Origin of the sequence: Muricauda sp. MAR_2010_75 (genome assembly GCF_000745185.1) — a bacterium.
In the GTDB taxonomy this organism is placed as follows: Bacteria; Bacteroidota; Bacteroidia; order Flavobacteriales; family Flavobacteriaceae; genus Flagellimonas.
The window spans coordinates 2,299,831-2,318,890 of sequence record NZ_JQNJ01000001.1 but is presented as its reverse complement, the minus strand read 5'-3'; the positions used below and the strand labels follow the sequence as shown (position 1 = coordinate 2,318,890).

Annotated in this window: 22 protein-coding genes; 2 read left to right on the top strand and 20 right to left on the bottom strand. The window is 40.9% G+C overall.

What is annotated here, in order from left to right; all coding sequences use genetic code 11:
* Positions 1-30 precede the first annotated feature (30 nt).
* Entirely contained in the window at positions 31-858 is an 828-nt protein-coding gene (locus FG28_RS10295) for a mechanosensitive ion channel family protein (protein ID WP_036382526.1), read from the top strand.
* Here the strand turns inward: FG28_RS10295 and tsaB are convergent.
* The 17 genes from tsaB to cyoE all read right to left on the bottom strand — a co-directional run bounded on the left by tsaB (position 855) and on the right by cyoE (position 16,395).
* Complete coding sequence (gene tsaB / locus FG28_RS10290) at positions 855-1,532, bottom strand: tRNA (adenosine(37)-N6)-threonylcarbamoyltransferase complex dimerization subunit type 1 TsaB (RefSeq protein WP_036382524.1); 678 nt, start codon at positions 1,530-1,532, stop codon at positions 855-857. The two genes, FG28_RS10295 and tsaB, sit on opposite strands and share 4 nt — an antisense overlap.
* 151 nt (positions 1,533-1,683) lie before the next feature.
* Positions 1,684-3,033 (bottom strand): TolC family protein, encoded by a 1,350-nt coding sequence (locus FG28_RS10285; protein ID WP_036382523.1) that lies wholly within the window; start codon positions 3,031-3,033, stop codon positions 1,684-1,686.
* Positions 3,034-3,057: 24 nt separating this feature from the next.
* The gene (locus FG28_RS10280) at positions 3,058-4,194 is read right to left on the bottom strand and encodes an efflux RND transporter periplasmic adaptor subunit (protein ID WP_036382521.1); all 1,137 of its coding nucleotides are present in this window, start codon (positions 4,192-4,194) and stop codon (positions 3,058-3,060) included.
* 23 nt (positions 4,195-4,217) lie between these two features.
* The gene (locus FG28_RS10275) at positions 4,218-5,480 is read right to left on the bottom strand and encodes an ABC transporter permease (protein WP_036382518.1); all 1,263 of its coding nucleotides are present in this window, start codon (positions 5,478-5,480) and stop codon (positions 4,218-4,220) included.
* A 1-nt stretch (position 5,481) separates the two neighbouring features.
* Positions 5,482-6,711 carry an ABC transporter permease gene (locus FG28_RS10270; protein ID WP_036382516.1) on the bottom strand — a complete coding sequence of 410 codons (1,230 nt, stop codon included), beginning with the start codon at positions 6,709-6,711 and terminating at the stop codon, positions 5,482-5,484.
* Positions 6,704-7,405, bottom strand: a complete 702-nt coding sequence (locus FG28_RS10265; RefSeq protein ID WP_036382514.1) for an ABC transporter ATP-binding protein — start codon at positions 7,403-7,405, stop codon at positions 6,704-6,706. Before FG28_RS10265 ends, FG28_RS10270 begins: the two co-directional genes overlap by 8 nt.
* A 101-nt stretch (positions 7,406-7,506) precedes the next feature.
* Positions 7,507-8,616 (bottom strand): efflux RND transporter periplasmic adaptor subunit, encoded by a 1,110-nt coding sequence (locus FG28_RS10260; protein WP_036382512.1) that lies wholly within the window; start codon positions 8,614-8,616, stop codon positions 7,507-7,509.
* A gap of 28 nt (positions 8,617-8,644) precedes the next feature.
* Complete coding sequence (locus FG28_RS10255) at positions 8,645-9,901, bottom strand: ABC transporter permease (RefSeq protein WP_036382510.1); 1,257 nt, start codon at positions 9,899-9,901, stop codon at positions 8,645-8,647.
* 14 nt (positions 9,902-9,915) lie between these two features.
* A complete protein-coding gene (locus FG28_RS10250) occupies positions 9,916-11,160 on the bottom strand; it encodes an ABC transporter permease (protein ID WP_036382509.1) in 1,245 nt (414 codons plus the stop codon).
* Between the two features lie 102 nt (positions 11,161-11,262).
* Entirely contained in the window at positions 11,263-11,475 is a 213-nt protein-coding gene (locus tag FG28_RS10245) for a hypothetical protein (RefSeq protein ID WP_036382507.1), read from the bottom strand.
* Positions 11,476-11,485: 10 nt separating this feature from the next.
* Positions 11,486-12,013: a DUF420 domain-containing protein gene (locus FG28_RS10240; RefSeq protein ID WP_036382505.1), complete on the bottom strand. Its 528-nt coding sequence runs from the start codon at positions 12,011-12,013 to the stop codon at positions 11,486-11,488.
* Positions 12,013-12,756 (bottom strand): SCO family protein, encoded by a 744-nt coding sequence (locus tag FG28_RS10235; RefSeq protein ID WP_036382504.1) that lies wholly within the window; start codon positions 12,754-12,756, stop codon positions 12,013-12,015. The genes FG28_RS10240 and FG28_RS10235 overlap by 1 nt, the downstream gene beginning before the upstream one ends.
* Positions 12,737-13,369 (bottom strand): hypothetical protein, encoded by a 633-nt coding sequence (locus FG28_RS10230; RefSeq protein ID WP_036382502.1) that lies wholly within the window; start codon positions 13,367-13,369, stop codon positions 12,737-12,739. The genes FG28_RS10235 and FG28_RS10230 overlap by 20 nt, the downstream gene beginning before the upstream one ends.
* Positions 13,370-13,440: 71 nt before the next feature.
* Entirely contained in the window at positions 13,441-13,824 is a 384-nt protein-coding gene (locus FG28_RS10225) for a cytochrome C oxidase subunit IV family protein (protein ID WP_036382500.1), read from the bottom strand.
* A gap of 16 nt (positions 13,825-13,840) precedes the next feature.
* Positions 13,841-14,815, bottom strand: coding sequence for a cytochrome c oxidase subunit 3 (locus FG28_RS10220; RefSeq protein ID WP_036382498.1), 975 nt, complete (start codon positions 14,813-14,815; stop codon positions 13,841-13,843).
* 93 nt (positions 14,816-14,908) lie between these two features.
* Positions 14,909-15,490, bottom strand: coding sequence for a cytochrome c oxidase subunit 3 (locus FG28_RS10215; protein WP_036382495.1), 582 nt, complete (start codon positions 15,488-15,490; stop codon positions 14,909-14,911).
* Positions 15,491-15,492: 2 nt separating this feature from the next.
* Entirely contained in the window at positions 15,493-16,395 is a 903-nt protein-coding gene (cyoE, locus tag FG28_RS10210; RefSeq protein WP_036382493.1) for a heme o synthase, read from the bottom strand.
* A gap of 123 nt (positions 16,396-16,518) precedes the next feature.
* Between cyoE and FG28_RS10205 the strand changes: the two genes are divergently transcribed.
* A complete protein-coding gene (locus FG28_RS10205; protein WP_036382491.1) occupies positions 16,519-17,412 on the top strand; it encodes an MBL fold metallo-hydrolase in 894 nt (297 codons plus the stop codon).
* A gap of 74 nt (positions 17,413-17,486) precedes the next feature.
* Here FG28_RS10205 and FG28_RS10200 read toward each other — a convergent pair whose 3' ends face one another.
* From FG28_RS10200 to gcvH, 3 genes are read right to left on the bottom strand one after another with little or no spacing between them, the layout of a single operon-like run.
* Positions 17,487-18,191, bottom strand: coding sequence for an energy transducer TonB (locus tag FG28_RS10200; RefSeq protein WP_036382489.1), 705 nt, complete (start codon positions 18,189-18,191; stop codon positions 17,487-17,489).
* 52 nt (positions 18,192-18,243) lie between these two features.
* Positions 18,244-18,594, bottom strand: a complete 351-nt coding sequence (locus tag FG28_RS10195) for a VanZ family protein (protein WP_051947269.1) — start codon at positions 18,592-18,594, stop codon at positions 18,244-18,246.
* A 49-nt stretch (positions 18,595-18,643) separates the two neighbouring features.
* Positions 18,644-19,024, bottom strand: a complete 381-nt coding sequence (gcvH, locus tag FG28_RS10190) for a glycine cleavage system protein GcvH (RefSeq protein WP_036382488.1) — start codon at positions 19,022-19,024, stop codon at positions 18,644-18,646.
* Positions 19,025-19,060: the final 36 nt, after the last annotated feature.

The window sequence follows — 19,060 nt, the reverse complement described above, 5'->3', positions numbered from 1 at the left end:
AATTAGGTTGTCGTGAAACAAAACATAATTATGGACGAAATTAAAAATTACCAAGAGTATATTGACAGAGGTGTTGAATTGGCCATTGGGGTTTTGCCCAATCTGGTTTTGGCTGTCCTTACCTTTTTCATTGGTTTGTGGATCATTCGGTTCATAAACAAACTCATCAGGCGGTTTTTTGAGAAAAAGGATTATGATGAAACCTTGGAAACCTTCTTGCAAAGCTTTTTCAGTATAGCATTAAAAGCATTGCTCTTTGTGCTTGTAATTACCCAATTGGGTGTAAAAACCTCATCCTTGGTAGCCATTGTAGGTGCTGCCGGTTTGGCCATTGGTCTGGCTTTACAGGGTTCCTTGGCCAATTTTGCCGGAGGGGTTCTCATTCTCATCTTTAAACCTTTTAAAGTTGGGGATTGGATATCGGCCCAAGGTGTGGATGGAACCGTGAAGGAAATCTCCATCTTCAACACCAAACTGAACACTTTTGGCAATCAAGTGGCCATTATTCCAAACGGACAATTATCCAACGGTAACATTGTCAACTACAACATGGAAAATAACCGAAGGGACAAGATTGATGTGGGCATTGGCTATGGTTCCAATATTAAGGAAGCCAAAGACATTCTGCTTCAAATCTGTGCGGAAAACGAAAATATCCTCAAAGAACCTGCCCCTGAAGTATATGTTGGTGCTTTGGCTGATAGTTCCGTGAACTTAACGTTGCGTTTTTGGGCTGCCAACGAAGTATTTTGGCCAGCGCACTTTTATGTAATCGAACAGGCAAAACTACGTTTTGATGCCGCTGGAATTGAGATTCCTTTCCCACAACGGGTTATGCACCAAGCTCCAAAAGATTAAGGCTTCTTTTTGGACTGAATCACGAAATCCTTGAGGTAATACGGTTCAAAATACGCTATATCTTCACACTGGCCCTTCTTGTACTTTTCAAAGGCAATAGGGGCCATTTCTTTTGCTGAAGGTACTATGGATGCATCAAACTGAAAATTGGAATGCCCTAAAACATCCTTACATTTTTCGGCACCGCTTCCCACTACATAAACTTTAGGCTCGGAAACGTAGTCAGCAAAGGAACTTTCATCAATGATTTCTGCACGCGTCTCCCGTATCTCTTTATACTGATGATTGAACACAGCGGAATATACCTCCATGCGCCGCGCATCCAAAACCGGAATAGCCAACTCTCCTTCCCCAAGTTGCACCTGGTGGGCCATACTTTCCAAGGTTGGAACGGAAATCAAAGGCAGATCCAACGAAAAACACAATCCCTTGGCCGCGGAAACACCAATACGAAGCCCAGTGTAGGAACCAGGTCCTTTACTGATAGCAATTGCATTTAGGTCCGAAAATGACAAAGAAACCTCATCCAAGGCTTCTTTGATAAATACGTGCAATTGTTCAGAATGGGAGTAGCTCACCGCATTGTTTTCCTTTAGGAAAATCACCTCATTTCCTTTGGAAATGCTTACAGAGCAATTGGTCGTTGCTGTTTCTAAATTGAGTATAATGGCCATAGCGGCCACAAAGATACTGGTTTGCCCCCAGCCGACTTAAAAAATATCCCTCTTCTTACGGAGCGTCACCCTGAACTTGGTTCAGGGTCTCATCTTACACTCCAAGAAGTGAGATGCTGAATCGAGTTCAGAATGACGTATTCAACATAATTTAGTTTAAAGAAATGGGCAAACCAAAGTAGAACTCCAATATTTTCAATCGGAAGATATAATCGTATTTGGTGCGAATTACATCGGCCTGTGCATTGTCTACCCTTGCTTGCGCTTGACTAAAATCGAAGGCGTTCATCAAGCCCACATCATAGCGCTCCTTGGCATATTCATAGGCCAATCGGCGTGCTTCCAATGTTTTTTCTGCAGCTTCATAGGCTTTTTCAAAGGTACTCACATCCACATACGCTTGTTGGATATTGGTTTCCAAGTCCAATTTGTTTTGTTCCAACTGCAATTTGGCCCTTTCCAAACTGATTTGGGAACGTTTTACATTGTTCTTGGTGCTCCATCCGTTAAAAATGGGCACATTTAACTGTGCTCCGTAAGAGATACCATCAAAAATCCAAAGTTGGTCCGTGAAATTGGGTGTGTACGGAACTCCATTTCCATCAGGAATCTGGGTTACATCTGAATATCTTGTTCCGTACTGAAAAAAGGCTGATAGTGTTGGGTAGTAGGCTCCTTTGGCAATTTTCAAGTCTTCCTCGGCCAATTCCACATTGGATTCAGAAAATTTGATGTCATTCCTGAATGACAACGCTTTGTCAAAAATTACTTTTGCGGAATTGTCCAAGATATCAGAAGGTGGAATCAAAAACTCCTCTTCGGCAATATCAAAATTTTCGTAATCTGTGATTTGAAGCAATTGGGCCAAATTTACTCGGGAAATCAATACCATTCCTTCACCATTTACAATTTGCTGTTGTTGGGTGGCAGCAGTAGCCTCTATCTCCAATAAATCTCCTCTGGGCACAACACCAGATTCCACCAATTCTTTGGTTCGGTTCAGGTCCTGCTCCGTAACCGCATATTGGGCTCTGAACGTCTTCAATTGTTCTTTGCTGGAAAGCACCTGTAAATAGGCATTGGCCACGCTCAACCGTATATCGTCCTTAAGGTCATCCAATCGATATTGATTGGCAATGGCGTTGATTTTGGCCCTACTCATCTGGTGAATGTTCCGTAAACCGTCAAAAAGGGTCACATTGGAGCTAAAACCGGCATTCACGTTGAACGCTGTACTGTTCGTGGGAAGGTTGTTGGTTGGATTAATGGAAAAACCCGTGTTGCTGGACATGGATGTTGATCCATTCAGATTGGGAAGCATATTCCCCAATGCATCCGATTTGTCAATCGTGGCGTTTTCCAAATCCAGTTCGTACTGTTCTATGGTCAAGTTGTTCTCCAGTGCATACTCCACACATTCTTGCAGGGTCCATTTGCGCATTTGTGCCAAGGAAGTACCCGCTACCAATAGCAGCAGCATTATGGTTATTTTATACTTCATTTTTATTTTGATTGATGATAATTATTATTCTGTCTCTGATTCATCCTCGCCTTTTTTAATAGGCTCTGTTTTATTCCAATGTTTGACTTTATCTTCTTTGGTTAATCCGGATATAATTTCAACATTTATCCCATCAGAGATACCTGTTTCAATATCCCTTCTTTCAAATTTTTGCTCTTCAACTGAACCGACGGCTACTTCGACATAGGGTTTATCCGTTTCCTTATCAAATTGCAATACAGCTTCTGGAATTACAAGGATGCTATCCTTTTTTTCCAAAACAATGGAAGCGTTGGCACTATACCCTGCACGGATGAACACATCTTCCTTTTCCTCCACATCACCTTCTATCTTAAATTGAACGGCACCTGTTTCCTCAATACCCTTTGGTGCAATAAACTTTAGATTAGCATCCAACTCCACATCTTCGACTGCTCCTAGACTTATTTTTAAAGGTGTTCCAACTTTAAGTTTGCCAACCTCTCCTTCATCTACCTTTCCTTCGAAAATCATTTTACCCAAATCTGCAATTGAAGCAATGGTCGTACCATCATTGAAGTTATTACTTTGAATTACCTGATCTCCTTCCTCAACTGGAATCTCTAAAATGGTACCGTCAACAGTAGCTCTAATATTGGTATTGGCACTTGAAGAACCACCGGCCGAACCCCTGCGGATAATCTGATAGTCCGCTCTGGCATTTTCCAATTCCTGTTGCGCCTGGTTATAAGTCAACTGTAGATTATTAAAATCCTGATTGGATATAACGCCTTTATCAAAAAGTGCCTTATTTCTATCATACTCAATTTTAGCATTATTAAGGGCCAACTCGGCATTCCGTACCCTACCACTAGCCTGATTCAACGATTGTTCGTTGGGAACCACCTTAATTACGGCAATGAGGTCACCCGCCTTAACTTTTGCCCCTTCTTCCAAATAAATCTTTTCTATAATTCCTGAAATTTGAGGTTTGATTTCAATTTCATCTTCTGGGACAACCTTACCAGTAGCAACTGTTTTCTTTTCAATGCTGGAAACAAACGGTTGACTGGTCTCATATGTAATAGCAGATTTACTGTTTGATTTAATAAAGAAAACAGCGGCCCAAAGTGCACCTAGCACCAATACTCCTATTAAAATATATTTTACGATTTTGTTCATTTTACGTATTTATTAAATGGTTGTCATTCTTCTCTTAATGCATCAATTGGTTTTATACTAACTGCACGTTGTGCCGGAATCAACCCGATCAATGTTCCAAGTACCACCATTATCAATAGTGCTCCCAGAACGTAAGGAATGGGCACTGTGGGATTGGTATATGGGAAATCCAAATCCTTGGTTAGGTTATTTATTATAGATAATACACCTGCGCCTAAAATTATACCCATGACACCTGCAACCATGGTTAGGAAAACAGATTCCAATATAATTTGGGAACGTACTTCTCTTGGAGTCGCTCCAAGAGCTCTTCTTACACCCAGCTCTTTGGTTCGCTCTTTTACTGATATCAGCAAGATATTTCCAATACCGATTACCCCAGCCAATATGGTTGCAATACCTACAATCAAGCTCAAAAATGTCATTCCCTTGGCAAAACCTGAAACTCTGGTGAACATCTCCCCCAAATTAAAGGAACCAAATGCCCTTTCGTCCTCTGGATTTACTCTATGAATGTTTCTAAGCAAAGTCTTTACATCTTTCTCCACTTGAACCACATCTACATCATCATAGGCGGCTATACAGAAATAATCCACATTGTCCCCTGTATTGTAAAGTTTCCTAAAGGTTGTGAAAGGAATAAAAATGGCAGCATCACTATCAAAACTTACACCTTGTGAAAGTTTATGAATTCCGACCACTTGAAAATAAACATCCCCAATTCTAATGAACTGACCAATGGGGTCTTCATCTTTTTCAAAAAGTTCCTGAACGTTTCGTTCTCCAATAACACAGATTTTCCTAGCTTGCTTAATATCTTCGTCATTAATGAACCTTCCTCCATCAAAAATTTGCTTCGTGGCTATTCTTGTATAAACGGGATAATCACCATTAATCGGATATGAACCAGACTTTTGCCCTCGTACTGTAAGTACGGGATCTGTACCAAAATTCCCTAAGGTAATCCTAGGTGCTACATTATTGATTTCGGGTATCCTGTTCTTCAGCTTGGCAACGTCTCCCAGTTTTAACTGCATAGGACGGCCTGTCTTAAACCCTTCATAAGGCATACTTGTACTTTGGCCCCAAACGAACATACTGTTCATGGAAACACTTTCGAAGACTTTTTCGAAACCATTATCCATTCCTTTGGCGGCTCCAGACAATGCTATATAAATAAAGATTCCCCATAATACACCCACAATGGTGATAATGGTCCTTGTCTTATTCTTGCTGATAGAACCGAATATTTCTTGCCAAGTATTTCTGTCGAAAATAAATCTCATCTTATTCGTCCCTTAATGCCACAATTGGTTTTATTCTAGCTGCCCTTCTGGCAGGTATGTATCCGGCCAATCCACCAAAGAAAATCAAAACAATGGTAGCAAATACGGCAGTTCCCATATTGATGAAAGGATTGGAAATAAAGTAATCCTTGAGGGTATCCCCGAGCGAACTCAACATAGCTACTCCTATAATCATTCCCAACACCCCGGATACCGTTGTTATAAATATCGACTCTAGAAGAATAGTACCAATCACAGCCTTAGGAGTAGCTCCCAATGCTTTTCTTATACCTATCTCTTTAGTGCGCTCCTTCACAACAAATACCATGATATTACTGATGCCAATAATACCTGCTATTATGGTACCAAATGCCACAAATGCCACAATTATCTGCAACACTCCGGCAAATTGTTGGTTTTGCTTTAGCTGATCGGCCACATTTCGAATAAAGAAACCGCCTTGATCACTTGGGTCAATAAATTTCTTTTCCCGGATAAAGTTTCCAAGCTTTCTCTCAAAAGCCATAGCCCCACTATATCCAATTTCGGGTTTAAACCCTATTACGATTTGATTTACCTTATCTGTATTCTTTTCTATTAATTGTCTTGTTGTATAGGGAATATAGATTCTTCGTTCCTCATCATCACCGGCATCATCTTGAAATACACCAATAACCTTAAAGGCACTACCGGTAATATCTATGTATTTGCCCAATGCATTTTCATTCTTGAACAAATCCTTTTCCACTAGTCTCCCTATTACTGCATATTTTGCCTTTTCTTTGACATCTTCCTGATTAAGATACCTACCTTTCATAATCATGGTCTTCTCCGCAAATTGGTAGGACTCACTAACTCCTCTAGTGGTATAATTATTAAATTCATTTTTATACTTAACCACTCCACTTCGGTCTACCCTAGGAGAAATATATTCTAAAAACAGGGGGAAAGATTCCTCGATATCGACCAAATCAGAATTATCAAATTCAATTTGCCTATTGGATTTATATCCTTTATAGGGTTTGGACGTTCTACCTGGAAAAACAAAAAAGGTATTGGTGGCATCGTCCTCAAAAAATTCGTTAAACGTATTTATGAGTCCATTCCCAAAACCATAGAGAACAACAAATATCAGGATACCCAAAGCCACCGTAAAACCAGAAAGAAAGGTCCTTAACTTGTTTTTCTGAATGGTTTCGAATATCTCTTTCCAGTTGTCCCTATTAAACATATTGGTTAGCCCTAACTTGTTCTACTTTTTTATCCTCCACAATCACACCATCCTTTAGGTGTACAATACGTTTACACATGTGGGCGATATCTTCTTCGTGGGTCACCACTAAAATGGTATTACCTTCATCGTTGATTTTCTGAATCAAGTCCATGACCTCATACGAAGTTGTGCTGTCCAAAGCACCCGTAGGTTCATCTGCTAATAGTACTTTGGGTTCGGCTGCCATGGCCCGAGCAATGGCCACCCGTTGTTTTTGCCCTCCAGATAATTCGCTCGGCAAATGATTGGCCCATGGTTTAAGACCAACCCGATCTAAATATTGCATGGCTTTCTCCTGACGCTCTTTTCGCGGCACTTTTTGGTAGTATAGTGGAAGTGCCACATTCTCCAGGGCACTTTTATAATTGATCAAATTGAAAGATTGAAAAACAAATCCTAAAAATTTATTTCGGTACTGTGCGGCTTTGGTTTCGCTAAGATTTTTAATTGGCACACCATCAAGCGTATAGGTTCCTTCATCGAGTTCATCTAACATTCCCAATATGTTCAACAAAGTTGATTTTCCAGATCCAGAAGATCCCATTATGGCCACAAGTTCACCTTCAGCTACGGTAAAGTTTATCCCTTTTAAAACGTGAAGGGAATTACTTCCCATTTTATAGGATTTATGAAGATCTTTGATTTCTATCATGGTTGGTAATGTTAGCTATCCTGCATTTGATTTCTGCTTGTAAGACATACAAGTTGTTAAATTGTTACAAGATTGTATTGAAATTTTATGTTAAATGATTATTAATTGGAGGGGTCCTCCTCAATCGCGTTCCAGACTTTTACCTTATCCTCTGCATTGATTCCAGATTTGACTTCGACATAAATACCGTCACTCACGCCAAGTTCCACATCCCTGCGTTCAAATTTTTGTTCAGAAGTTTCTACTTCCACAAAAGGCTTTTTGGTATCATCGTCAAATTGAATCAAAGCTTCCTTTACGGCCAAAACGCTATCTGCCCTTGCCAAAATAATCGAAGCGTTCGCACTAAGACCTGCCCTAATAAAAGTAGTGTCCAGTTTTTTAAGACTACCTTTGATTTCAAACTGAATGGCACCGTTTTCTTCTTTCCCTTTGGGAGCGATATAATCCAAAACCGCATCAAAAACCTTATTCTCGATGGCCCCAACCGTGATTTCCAAGGGTAAATCTTCTATTATTTTACCCACTTCAGATTCGTCCACCTTGCCTTCAAAAATCATTTTGTCAACATCTGCAATGGCCGCTATGGTAGTTCCTTCGTTGAAATTATTGGCTTCAATAACCTGGTTCCCCACCTCTACGGGAACTTCCAAGACCATACCGCTCACCGTGGCCCTGATCATGGTATTGGCGGCGTTGCTGAGACCACTTGTGGTTCCGGTCTGTACAATATCATAGCGTTTGTTGGCTGCACCGTATGCTTGTTTTGCTTGGTCGTAGGAGACTTGGGCCCGCTCCAAATCGGTTTTGGAGATAACCCCTTTGTTGAAAAGCGTTAACTGGCGTTCGTAATTTCTTTTTTGATCGTCCAGGTTGATTTTGGCCTCATCAATGGCATTCTTGGCATCATTTAACGCGGAAAGGTTAGGAACCACTTTTATTTTGGCTAGAAGGTCACCTGATTTTACGTAATCACCCCCCTCCACATAAATTTCTTCGATCACACCGGAAATATTGGGTTTGATCAATACTTCTTCCAACGGAAGAATACTACCTGTGGCCACTGCCTTTTTAACAATGGTCTGCTTGGATGGGGTTTCGGTCTCGTACACCACGGGATCTTCCGCATTTTTTGAGTACAAATAGTACATGGAGCCCCCGAATACAATAACGATGAGCAACAGGATGATAATGGTTACCGACTTTTTCATGTTTTTTTACCTTATTTTGATTGATATTTTATTCTGTCCGCAATGCTTCAATGGGCCGTACCCTGATGGCACTTTGGGCCGGAATAAACCCTGCCAAAAGTCCTGATATCATAAGAATGAGCAACGCCCCGCTTACAACCCCAACGCTTACACTGGGGTTCATGAACATATCTACAGGCCCCACACTGTCCAACAAGGAGTTGATTCCATAAATGACCAGGGAACCAAAAATAATCCCTACCATTCCTGAGATAATGGTCAAGAAAATGGATTCCATGAGTATCTGTTTTTTAATCGACCATGGTTGTTCACCCAAAGCCCTGCGTATGCCAATTTCCTTAGTGCGTTCCTTCACCACAATGAGCATAATATTACTCACCCCAATGATTCCCGAAAGCAGCACCATGAATCCCACAATGTAGGCCACTCCCTTTAAAGCCCCAAAAAGACTCTCCACCCGGTTGTACTGCTCGTAAAGGTCAAAATACCCTATGGCACGAGTATCCTCAGGGTGTACTTCATGCCTTTCCTTCATTACTTTGACAATCTTGTCCTTCAGTTGGGATATGGAACTTCCATCTTTTGCGGTAATGGCCATCCACCCTACATTTTCACCTCTATTAAACGCTTGGGAAAATGAGGTAAAGGGCACAAAAATTTCCTTCTGTCCTTCTTCACCATTTCCACTATTGTTCTTTTTATACGTTCCGATGACCATAAAATTGACCCCTTGAATCTTGATATAGGTGCCTAAAACCTCTTCATCTTGGTCATACAAATCATTTTTAACCCCTTGCCCAATAATGGCCACTTTTCGTTTATCCTGAATGTCATTGAAGTTTAAAAAGCGACCCGAGGTAACCGTCATAGGATCTTGGTTGATAATTTCCGGGTAATCCCCGTACACATTATAGGCTCCTGTTCTTATTCCACGAACTACGTTGTTAGATCCCCGAAATCCACCTAACTGGTTTCTGGGTGATATAAAGCGCATATTGGGAACATTATCCTGAATGGCCTGCACATCACTGATCTTAAATTCAAAACTTCTGCCTTTCGGCAACCCTTCGTAGGGTTTGGTGGTGGCCCTTGTCCACATAAACATGGTGTTGGTGGCTATATCCCCAAAATCTTGTTTAATGCCATTCTCGAGACCTTTGCCTGCAGCCAACAACACAATGAGGATAAAGATGCCCCAGCAGACCCCAAAAGCAGTAAATATGGTACGCCACACATTAGTGGTGAGCACTTCCAATATTTCGCGCCATCTGTCTCTATTGAACATGGTACAAACTTTTTTTATTCATCTCGCAATGATTCGATGACCTGGACCTTTGCCGCTCTCCAAGCGGGCACAAACCCCGCCAAAGTTCCTGCCAAAATCAAGACAAGAACGGTTGAAAAGGCCACATTAAAGTTCACGGATGGGTTCATAACATAATCTACCTCAATGTGTGGACCTACCAATTCCAATAAAGCCATACTAAAAATGAGCCCGCTAAAACCGGAAATGGCCGTCACAAAAATGGATTCGTGTAATATCATGGCAATAATAGACCAAGGTTTGGCTCCCAGTGCTTTTCTAATTCCAATTTCCCTGGTACGTTCTTTGACTACGATCAGCATAATATTGCTCACCCCCACTACTCCGGCAATAATGGTACAAATGCCCACGAACCAAAAAAACAGCTTAATATTGTTGGTGAGTCCGTAGTAGCGTTTGGCTTCTTCCAGGGCACTCCACACTTCAATGGCCCCTGTATCATCTGGAGCGATGGTATGGGCTTGTTGCAAATATTGCCTAAGATAATTTTTAAAGGTGATGGACTGTGCCACAGCCTCATCAAAATTTTCAACGGGTGGAAGCGTATACGACATATTGCTTACCCTATCCCCACCATTAAAGACACGCTGGGCGGTTGTAATTGGGATATAGATCACTTCCTCCTCGCGGTCTTCCATTTCATTGAATACACCAACAATCTTGAAGGGAATTCCCGAAATATCTATAAACTCCCCAAGAGGGGAATCCACTTCGGTAAAAACATCTTTCTTGATCTTATTGCCGATAATGGCCACTTTTCCCGTGGAGACCTCATCTTGATAATTGATAAATCGGCCTTCTACCATTGAGGCATTATCAATAAACTGAAAATCCGAACCTACCCCCTGAATGCCATACACCAAGGCTTCCTTACCATAGTTTACACTGACCCCGCCAACAAATATTCGAGCGGATTCATATTCAATGGTCTCATTGAACATGGCACTAGCCTTTTCAAAATTCTCGTTAACCAATTGAATTCGCCTACCTGGGTTTAGCCCTTTATACTCCTTTGAGGTAACACCTGGCCACACCCAAACACTGGTGGAGGCATCTTGCTTAAACTCATGCTCGATACCATTTCGCATGCCCTGCCCAAAACCCAATAAAATAACAAGGATGAATATGCCAGAGGCAACGGAGAGTCCGGTCAAAAAAGTTCGTAATTTGTTCTTTCGGATGGTATCGAATATTTCTTGCCACCTTTCAATATCGAACATAGGTCGGTGTTTTGATTGATGAAATACGCATGCGTACAATAATAGGACTTCATCACTTTGAGTTTGTTACACTTTTGGGAAAAGAATTTTTCTCAAAATATTTTACCCCCGCATCCTTCGATAAATAAAATAGAAGAGTCCTGCCACCAAAACATAGGGTATCGCCATAAGGTACACAATACCGTTGTTGATACCTTCTGCCGTACTTCCATCAGCTTCACTTTCCACTACTGCCCTGCACATGGCACATTGGGCATCCACAGTGAAGGGAAAAACCAACAGCAGTACAAATATCCAGAAAAGTTTAGCTTTCATAGGTTTTCCATTAATAGTAGGGCGAAATCATAATGTAAACGATAACACCAGTTACCGCTACATACAGCCAAATGGGAAAGGTATACTTGGCCCACATTCTGTGACTTTCAAAATCGTCCAGGTACACTTTGGAATAGGTGATCAAAACCAATGGAATTACCGAAATGGAAAGTACAATATGGGTCATTAAAATAAAGTAATAGACATATTTAATGTTCCCTTCGCCTCCATATAGAGTAGTTTCTGAAGTCATGTGATACGCCACATACATGACCAAAAACAAGGCTGATAAAAATATACATGTGGTCATTAATTTTTGGTGCAACGCTCTTCTGCCATTTCTAATGGCAACAACAGCTGCCACTAACAAAATAGCCGTAATACCGTTTATGGTTGCGTAAATGGGCGGTAAAAAACTTAACGGTTCCGAATTGGGTATTTTATACGCAAACAACAATGCCACAACCAAAGGGATTGCCACAGATATGGCCGTAATCCACTTATTGAATTTCTTCTCTCTAATAGAAATCTCTTCCATTATTCTGCAAGCAATTTTTTAATGTCCTCTTTTAGTATGGTTATTTGCTGCGCTTCACCATCAGCATTTACCCCTTGTTTTTCGGTAATTGTCCCTCTGTAGTAAATCAATGGGTTGCCGTGTTCATCTTCACGAGAACGAATATACCCATTTTTATCGATCAGTGCGAACATACCGGAGTGTTCAAAACCTCCCGGAGCGGCCTCATCTTCTTGGGCAAAGATATAGAAACCTTCTTGTGCCAAACCATATATCTCTTCTTGATCTCCCGTCATTAAATGCCAATCCTTATCGGTAATCCCATATTTATCTGCATATCTTTTTAGTACCGATGGGGTATCATATCTGGGGTTTATGGTAAAGGACGCCACGCCAAAATCTTCTTCATCCCTGAACGTGTCTTGAAGCTCCACCAAATTCTTTGTCATTATGGGGCAAATGGTGGGGCAGGTGGTAAAGAAGAATTCCACAACATACACCTTTCCAAGGTAGTCTTCATTGGTAACCATTGTACTGTCTTGGTTCAGGAATGAGAAATCGGGCACTTTGCGTTTTTGGCCTTGGTTCACCACAAAGCCTACCCCCTGTTGTTGCGGTCCCACGCTCATACGATCATTCTCCACAATGGTTCCACTCTTAACCCTTTTGGTAATCTCGTAGACCGCAAAAATTCCAAAAATAAGAATGATCGCTGACACCCAAATGTAGGTGCTCTTTTTCTTGTTATTTGCTCCTGTCGGCATTGTTCTTTTTTAAAGCGAGGCGATATTCCGCCAAAATTATTTTGACATCATCCTCCATTTTATTGTTCAGTTCTGCAACAGATGTGGTGTTGAATCCATATTTGGTGCCTTCATCTTCATCGTCCTTTCTTCCCCTGAGATTTTCATCTTTGTCTATGATGAACACGTAGGGCGTATACAAATCAGAATCCAAGGTGATGTCCGTGTTCAATCCCTCAAAAAAAGCGCGGATATCCGTTTCACTGCCATAGGCAAAGTTCCATTTGTGTACATCGGAGAGCTCACTGAGTTCCTCACGAAGGGGTTCCACCTGATCTTTGCTCGCCTCAGGAACAATCATCAACATTTGAAAGTCATGAAATTCACTGAAACGTTTGTAAATCTTTTGGTTTAGGTTGAAGGCATTGCCTTTTCTTTCCGCAATATTGTTCCCTAAAAAGCCTAAAATGGTAATTTTACCCTTTAATTTTGCCGAAGCATCCATTCGGGAAACATCAGGCACATTCTCGGTTAAAATAGGCAACTTTCCAAAGTTGTTGACCCCAGAGGCGAAAAAGAGATAGGCCACCAAAGGAAAGATGAACAGGATTATTAAAACAAAGACTTTTTTCATAGCATTCTAAACCCTACAAAAATAAAAAAAGACGGTTGGAAAACCGTCTTTTAGTGCTGTAAATACTTATTTTAGAAATTCCAAGACAGATAACCATCCTTAAAGACATTGTAAATGTAATCGGCTTCAAAAAGAAGGATGAATATTAAGTAACATATCAAGAAAATTGGGGTCCACACCACTGCTCTTCTCAATGAGCTCTTTTCATCGCGCATGTGCATGAAATCCCATGTAATGTAGTAAGCTTTTACTAAAGTGAGTGCGATAAAAATCCAGTTTAGGAGTTTCATCCCAATGAAGTAGTTGTGGGTCAAAACTCGTGGTTTTGTTATACCCAGCGCAACTTCTACTGCGGTTACAATGGTTAAGAAAATCAAAACGCCCCAAATTTTTTGGACATTTGACTTAAATTTTACCAGTCCTCTAAAAATCTCAAGTTTATGATCGTGTGCCATCTATCTAATCAATGTTTTATACCAAATAAAAGAATGTAAATACGAATACCCATACCAAATCCACAAAGTGCCAGTACAGACCTACTTTCTCCACCATTTCATAATGCCCCCTGCGCTCATAGGTGCCCAGAATGACGTTAAAAAAGATGATGATGTTGATCACCACTCCAGAGAATACGTGAAACCCGTGGAATCCTGTAATAAAGAAGAAGAAATCGGCAAAAAGTCGACTACCGTATTCGTTATGGATAAGGTTTGCGCCTTCCACCACTTGTGTGGCATCCAAAAGTTTGGTCAAGGATTCTTGTCGGTTCAACACCGTTTTTTCACCTTCTTCATCGATGGTCTCGGTACGGATAAGAATATTTGGTGTGGCTTTAAAGCCTTCCACAACTTCATTCAAGGAAAAGGAAGTTTTGTAGCCTTCTTGTTCGAACCAAATTCCTTCGCTTTTCAAATGTTTTACCCTTTCTTCGGGCAAGGCTGTAGCAAAATCGGCCAAAGCAGCTCTTTCACCAGTCTCAGCATTGACAAATTGCAGGATGCGACCTCCTTTGGTCTCTACCGCTCCATAATCACCTTTGATAAAGGTTGCCCATTCCCATGCCTGTGAGCCAACGAAAATGGCACCACCAATGATGGTAAGGAACATATATAGGATAACACTGTTCTGTTTCATTTTATGTCCGGCATCCACAGCCAATACCATGGTCACGGATGACATAATCAGAATAAAGGTCATGAAGGCCACATAGTACATGGGGTAGTTTCCATGGAAAAAGGGTACGTGGGTAAACACCTCATCGGCAATGGGCCAAGTTTCTATAAACTTGAACCTGGAGAAGCCATAAGACACCAAAAACCCAGAGAAGGTCAAGGCATCCGAGACTATAAAAAACCACATCATCAATTTTCCATAGCTAGCGCCGAGTGGTCTATTTCCGCCTCCCCAAACGCTGTCTTCTGTACCGGTAGTCACCGTTGTATCCATATAAAAAGGTCGTTTTAGTAAAACTTTCACAAATTTACACCTTTTGACGTATTCAAAAAGATAAACTTGAACGAAAACTGATTGAACAAAGATTTATTTCACGAAATACATAAATAGTATTAAATACACCCATAGAAAATCCAAAAAATGCCAAAAGGTAGCCCCCAGTTCCATCCCCAGCATATCGCCCGGCATATATTTTCCCCGTAATTGCTGCACCAACACCACCAAAAGTGATATCAATCCAGCTGCCACGTGGGCAATGTGCACTGCAGCAATCAAAAAAACATAGGACATTTTAATGCTACTGGTAGGTCCCGTAAAATAGTATCCGTTTTCCAGCATTTGTGAAAAGCCAAGAAACTGGAGCACAATAAAAGATATGCCCAACACCAAAGTGACCAACAAAAAGATAGTTCCCATTTTTTGGTCATTTCTTCCAACAAATTTTTTGGCCACAAAATAAGTGATGCTGCTCAAAATTATGATTGCAGTACTAATGAAAAAAGCTTGGGGCAATTCCAAATCACTGATCCAATCATCCCGTTTGCTACTGACAATGTAGGCACTGGTCCAGCCAGCAAACCCCATAATAAGGCTAACAATGCCAAACCACAGCATCATTTTCTTTGCCCTCTTGTTCTTTTCCTCTGCTGTTCCTTGGGTTAAATCCATTTTTATGAAATAAACTTATCTACTACGTATATTATTTGAATCAATGATATATAGGTAACACTGGCCAACATCAACCGCCTTGCTGTAACATTGTCCCGTTTCTCATATAGTCTGAACGCAAAAAACAGCATTGTCAACCCTGCCAGCAATACCAATATCGCCGCTACAACGGACAAATTCAGTCTTCCAGTAATGCCAAATGCAGGCATAACGGAAATGACAATCATCCAAACGGTATAGAGTATGATCTGCATGATGGTGCCTTTATCTTTTTTTCCGGTAGGCAGCATTTTAAAGCCGGCTCGCTTGTAATCTTCGTCCAACATCCAGCCCAACGCCCAAAAATGGGGAAACTGCCAAAAAAACTGAATCATAAAAAGGGTTCCGGGCTCAATCCCAAAATCGTCCGTGGCCGCCACCCAACCCAACATAAAAGGAATGGCCCCTGGAAAAGCACCCACAAAAACGGCCAGTGGGGTTTTCGTCTTTAACGGGGTATATACACTAGTATATAGAAATATGGAGATTGCCCCAAACATGGCTGTCTTTGGACTCAGGGCAAATAAGGACACCACACCCAGAACGGTCAATAGTATGGCGATGGTCAATGCGGTTCTTACCGACATTCGCCCTGAAGGTATGGGACGATTTTTGGTGCGGTTCATCAAGGCGTCCAGATCTTTTTCAATAATTTGATTAAAGGCATTGGAGGCTCCAACCATGCAATATCCACCAAACGTGAGCAATAATAAGGATACGGCATTAATTTGATAGGCACCCAGAAAATATCCAGCGATGGATGAAAAGACAACACTGACTGCCAACTTGGCCTTGGTAATCTCCTTGAAATCGGAAAAAATCAAGGAAAGGGAAGTATTTTTAACGGAACCTACGGCAGATTTCATCCACAAACATAATTGGCTGGCAAAGATAACGTCATCTAATTTCTTTTCCAACCTATTGATCGTCTTTGTGTTATTTTTGAAATATCCATACCTTAATTAATTCAACCGAAATAGATAAAAATTATGCGCTACTTCTTAAGTTTTTTGCTGTTTTTCCCTCTGCTGGCTCTTCATGCCCAGGATGAAGAAGTCATTATAACCATTGACACGCTCTCCCAAAAAACCTTTATGTTAACGGGAAATGGTGGAAATATTGGAATTTACCTCGGTCCTGAGCAAGTTTTTATGGTCGATGACCAATTTGCGCCACTGAGTGAAAAAATAAAAGCTGCCATTGCCACACTAACCGACAAACCCATCTCCTATTTACTGAACACCCACATGCATGGGGATCATACCGGTGGAAATGTGAATTTTAACACCGACGAAACTGTTTTGGTGGCACAAAATAACGTTCGAAAACGGCTTAAGATCGGTGGTGAAGAGAAATTGAAGGCCAATGAAATCACCGCACAAGAATATGAAAATACATTACCTGAAATCACTTTTTCCGAGGGCCTTACTTTTCACGATGGGGATGAAACTGTTATGGCCTTTCATGTGCACAATGCCCATACGGATGGAGATGCCATGATTTATTTTGTGAACGAAAATGTGTTGCACATGGGCGACACGTATTTTGCAGGACGTTATCCCTATATAGATTTGGGAAGTGGTGGAAGTATTGATGGCTACATTGCCGCACACAAAAAGGCTTTGCTTGTAATTGATGCCGAAACCAAAATAATCCCCGGTCATGGAAGACCTTCCAGCAAAGCTGAATTGGAGACTTATGTTCAAGTGCTTGAAGATATTAAAGACATCATTCAAAAGGAGATTACAGCAGGAAAATCCTTGGAAGAGGTAAAGAATAATGGCAACCTTACTTCCAAATATGATTCGGTTTATGGAAATGGGCACATTAATCCTGAGCGTATGCGGGAAACTGTATACAAGAGCTTAACAGGATCAAAATAGTACAATAAAAAAAGCCCTGACGTTTCCATCAGGGCTTTTTCCATTCCCGCCTCGACAGGAATTATGATCTCTTTCTACTGAAGCTTAAATGTAATTGGAATACTAAAAGGTACCTTAACTGCTCTACCTCTTTGTTTTCCTGGAGTCATTTTAGGCAATCTCTCAATAATTCGCAATGCCTCAGCTTCCAAATTTTTATCCGGTCCACGCATTCTAATGTTCCCGATGCTTCCATCTTTTTGGATAACGAAAATTACATTCACCCTACCTTGAACGCCCATTTCTTGGGCAATTTCAGGATACCGGAAGTTTTTACGGATGTGCTTCTGCATCATTTCCTGAAAACATGCTTTTTTATCGCTGGCCCCTTCGCAACCAGGAAAAACAGGTACATCCTCAATAACAGCAAATGGAACTGAAATATCTTCTTCAACCTCTTCTACTACCACTTCTTCAATTTCAACAACCTCTTCTTCCTGACTGGTTTCCGTGGATTCGATTACGGTTTCTTCCACCTCTTCCTCATCTTCAACAACTTCAATTACCTCAGGAGCTGCGGGTGGCGGTGGTGGCGGTGGAGTTTTTATTTGCTCGGTCATTGGCACTTCTTCGTCCAATTGGTCCTCAACGTTCAAGGCAATGTCATAATCGTTTGCCTTTTCATATTTTTTCCATTCCATGGCTCCATACACCAATGCCAAAACAGCAGCCAGCCCTACAACAAAATAGAGCGAACTGTTTCTTCCTACATCAGCTTTTGGATTCTTCTTTGGTTCCATCTTTTTGAATTTAGTGTTCGCTAATTTAATTATTAATTCGTTAAATAAGCAATTAAAATTTCCATTTTAACGGCCTTTCTTTGGAAAAAAGCCATCTAATAAGGCCAATTCCTACAAATGCTCCCATTACATTGGCGAAAACATCGCCCAATTCTGCCATTCGATCAACGGTAAGCGTATACTGTAAAGCCTCAATAAGTATGCCATACCCAACAGCCACAAGCAGAACATAAATAGTTGCTTTACTTAGTTCCAAATTGCCCTTGGTACGCTCCCTTACAAAAAAAGCTCCCAGAAACGAAAAAACCAAATAAAATATAAAATGGGTCATTTTATCGGCATAAGGAATATTCAAATTTCCGGTATCCAAATCAACCTCAGAAAAAGAAAATAAGCTGAGCATTGTTATGAACATCACCCAGCTTATAAATAATAAGGTATATCTATTTTTTTTAAGCACCGATCAATGCTTTGTAATCTGCATCACTCATTAAATCATCCACCTCAGAAGCGTCGCTCATTTTAATTTTGATCATCCACCCTTCACCATAAGGATCGGTATTTACCTTTTCCGGCTCGTCTTCCAAAGACTCATTGAACTCAATAATTTCTCCGCTTAGGGGTAAAAAAAGATCGGAAACGGTCTTAACGGCCTCCACGGTTCCAAAAACCTCTTCTTTGTCCAAGGTTTCATCCAAGGTTTCCACCTCTACATAAACAATATCGCCCAATTCACCTTGGGCAAAATCTGTAATTCCTACGGTTGCAATATCGCCGTCTATCTTGACCCATTCATGGTCCTTGGTGTACTTTAGTTCAGCTGGTATGTTCATTTGTCAAAGTTTGAAATTAGTCGATGGACAAATGTA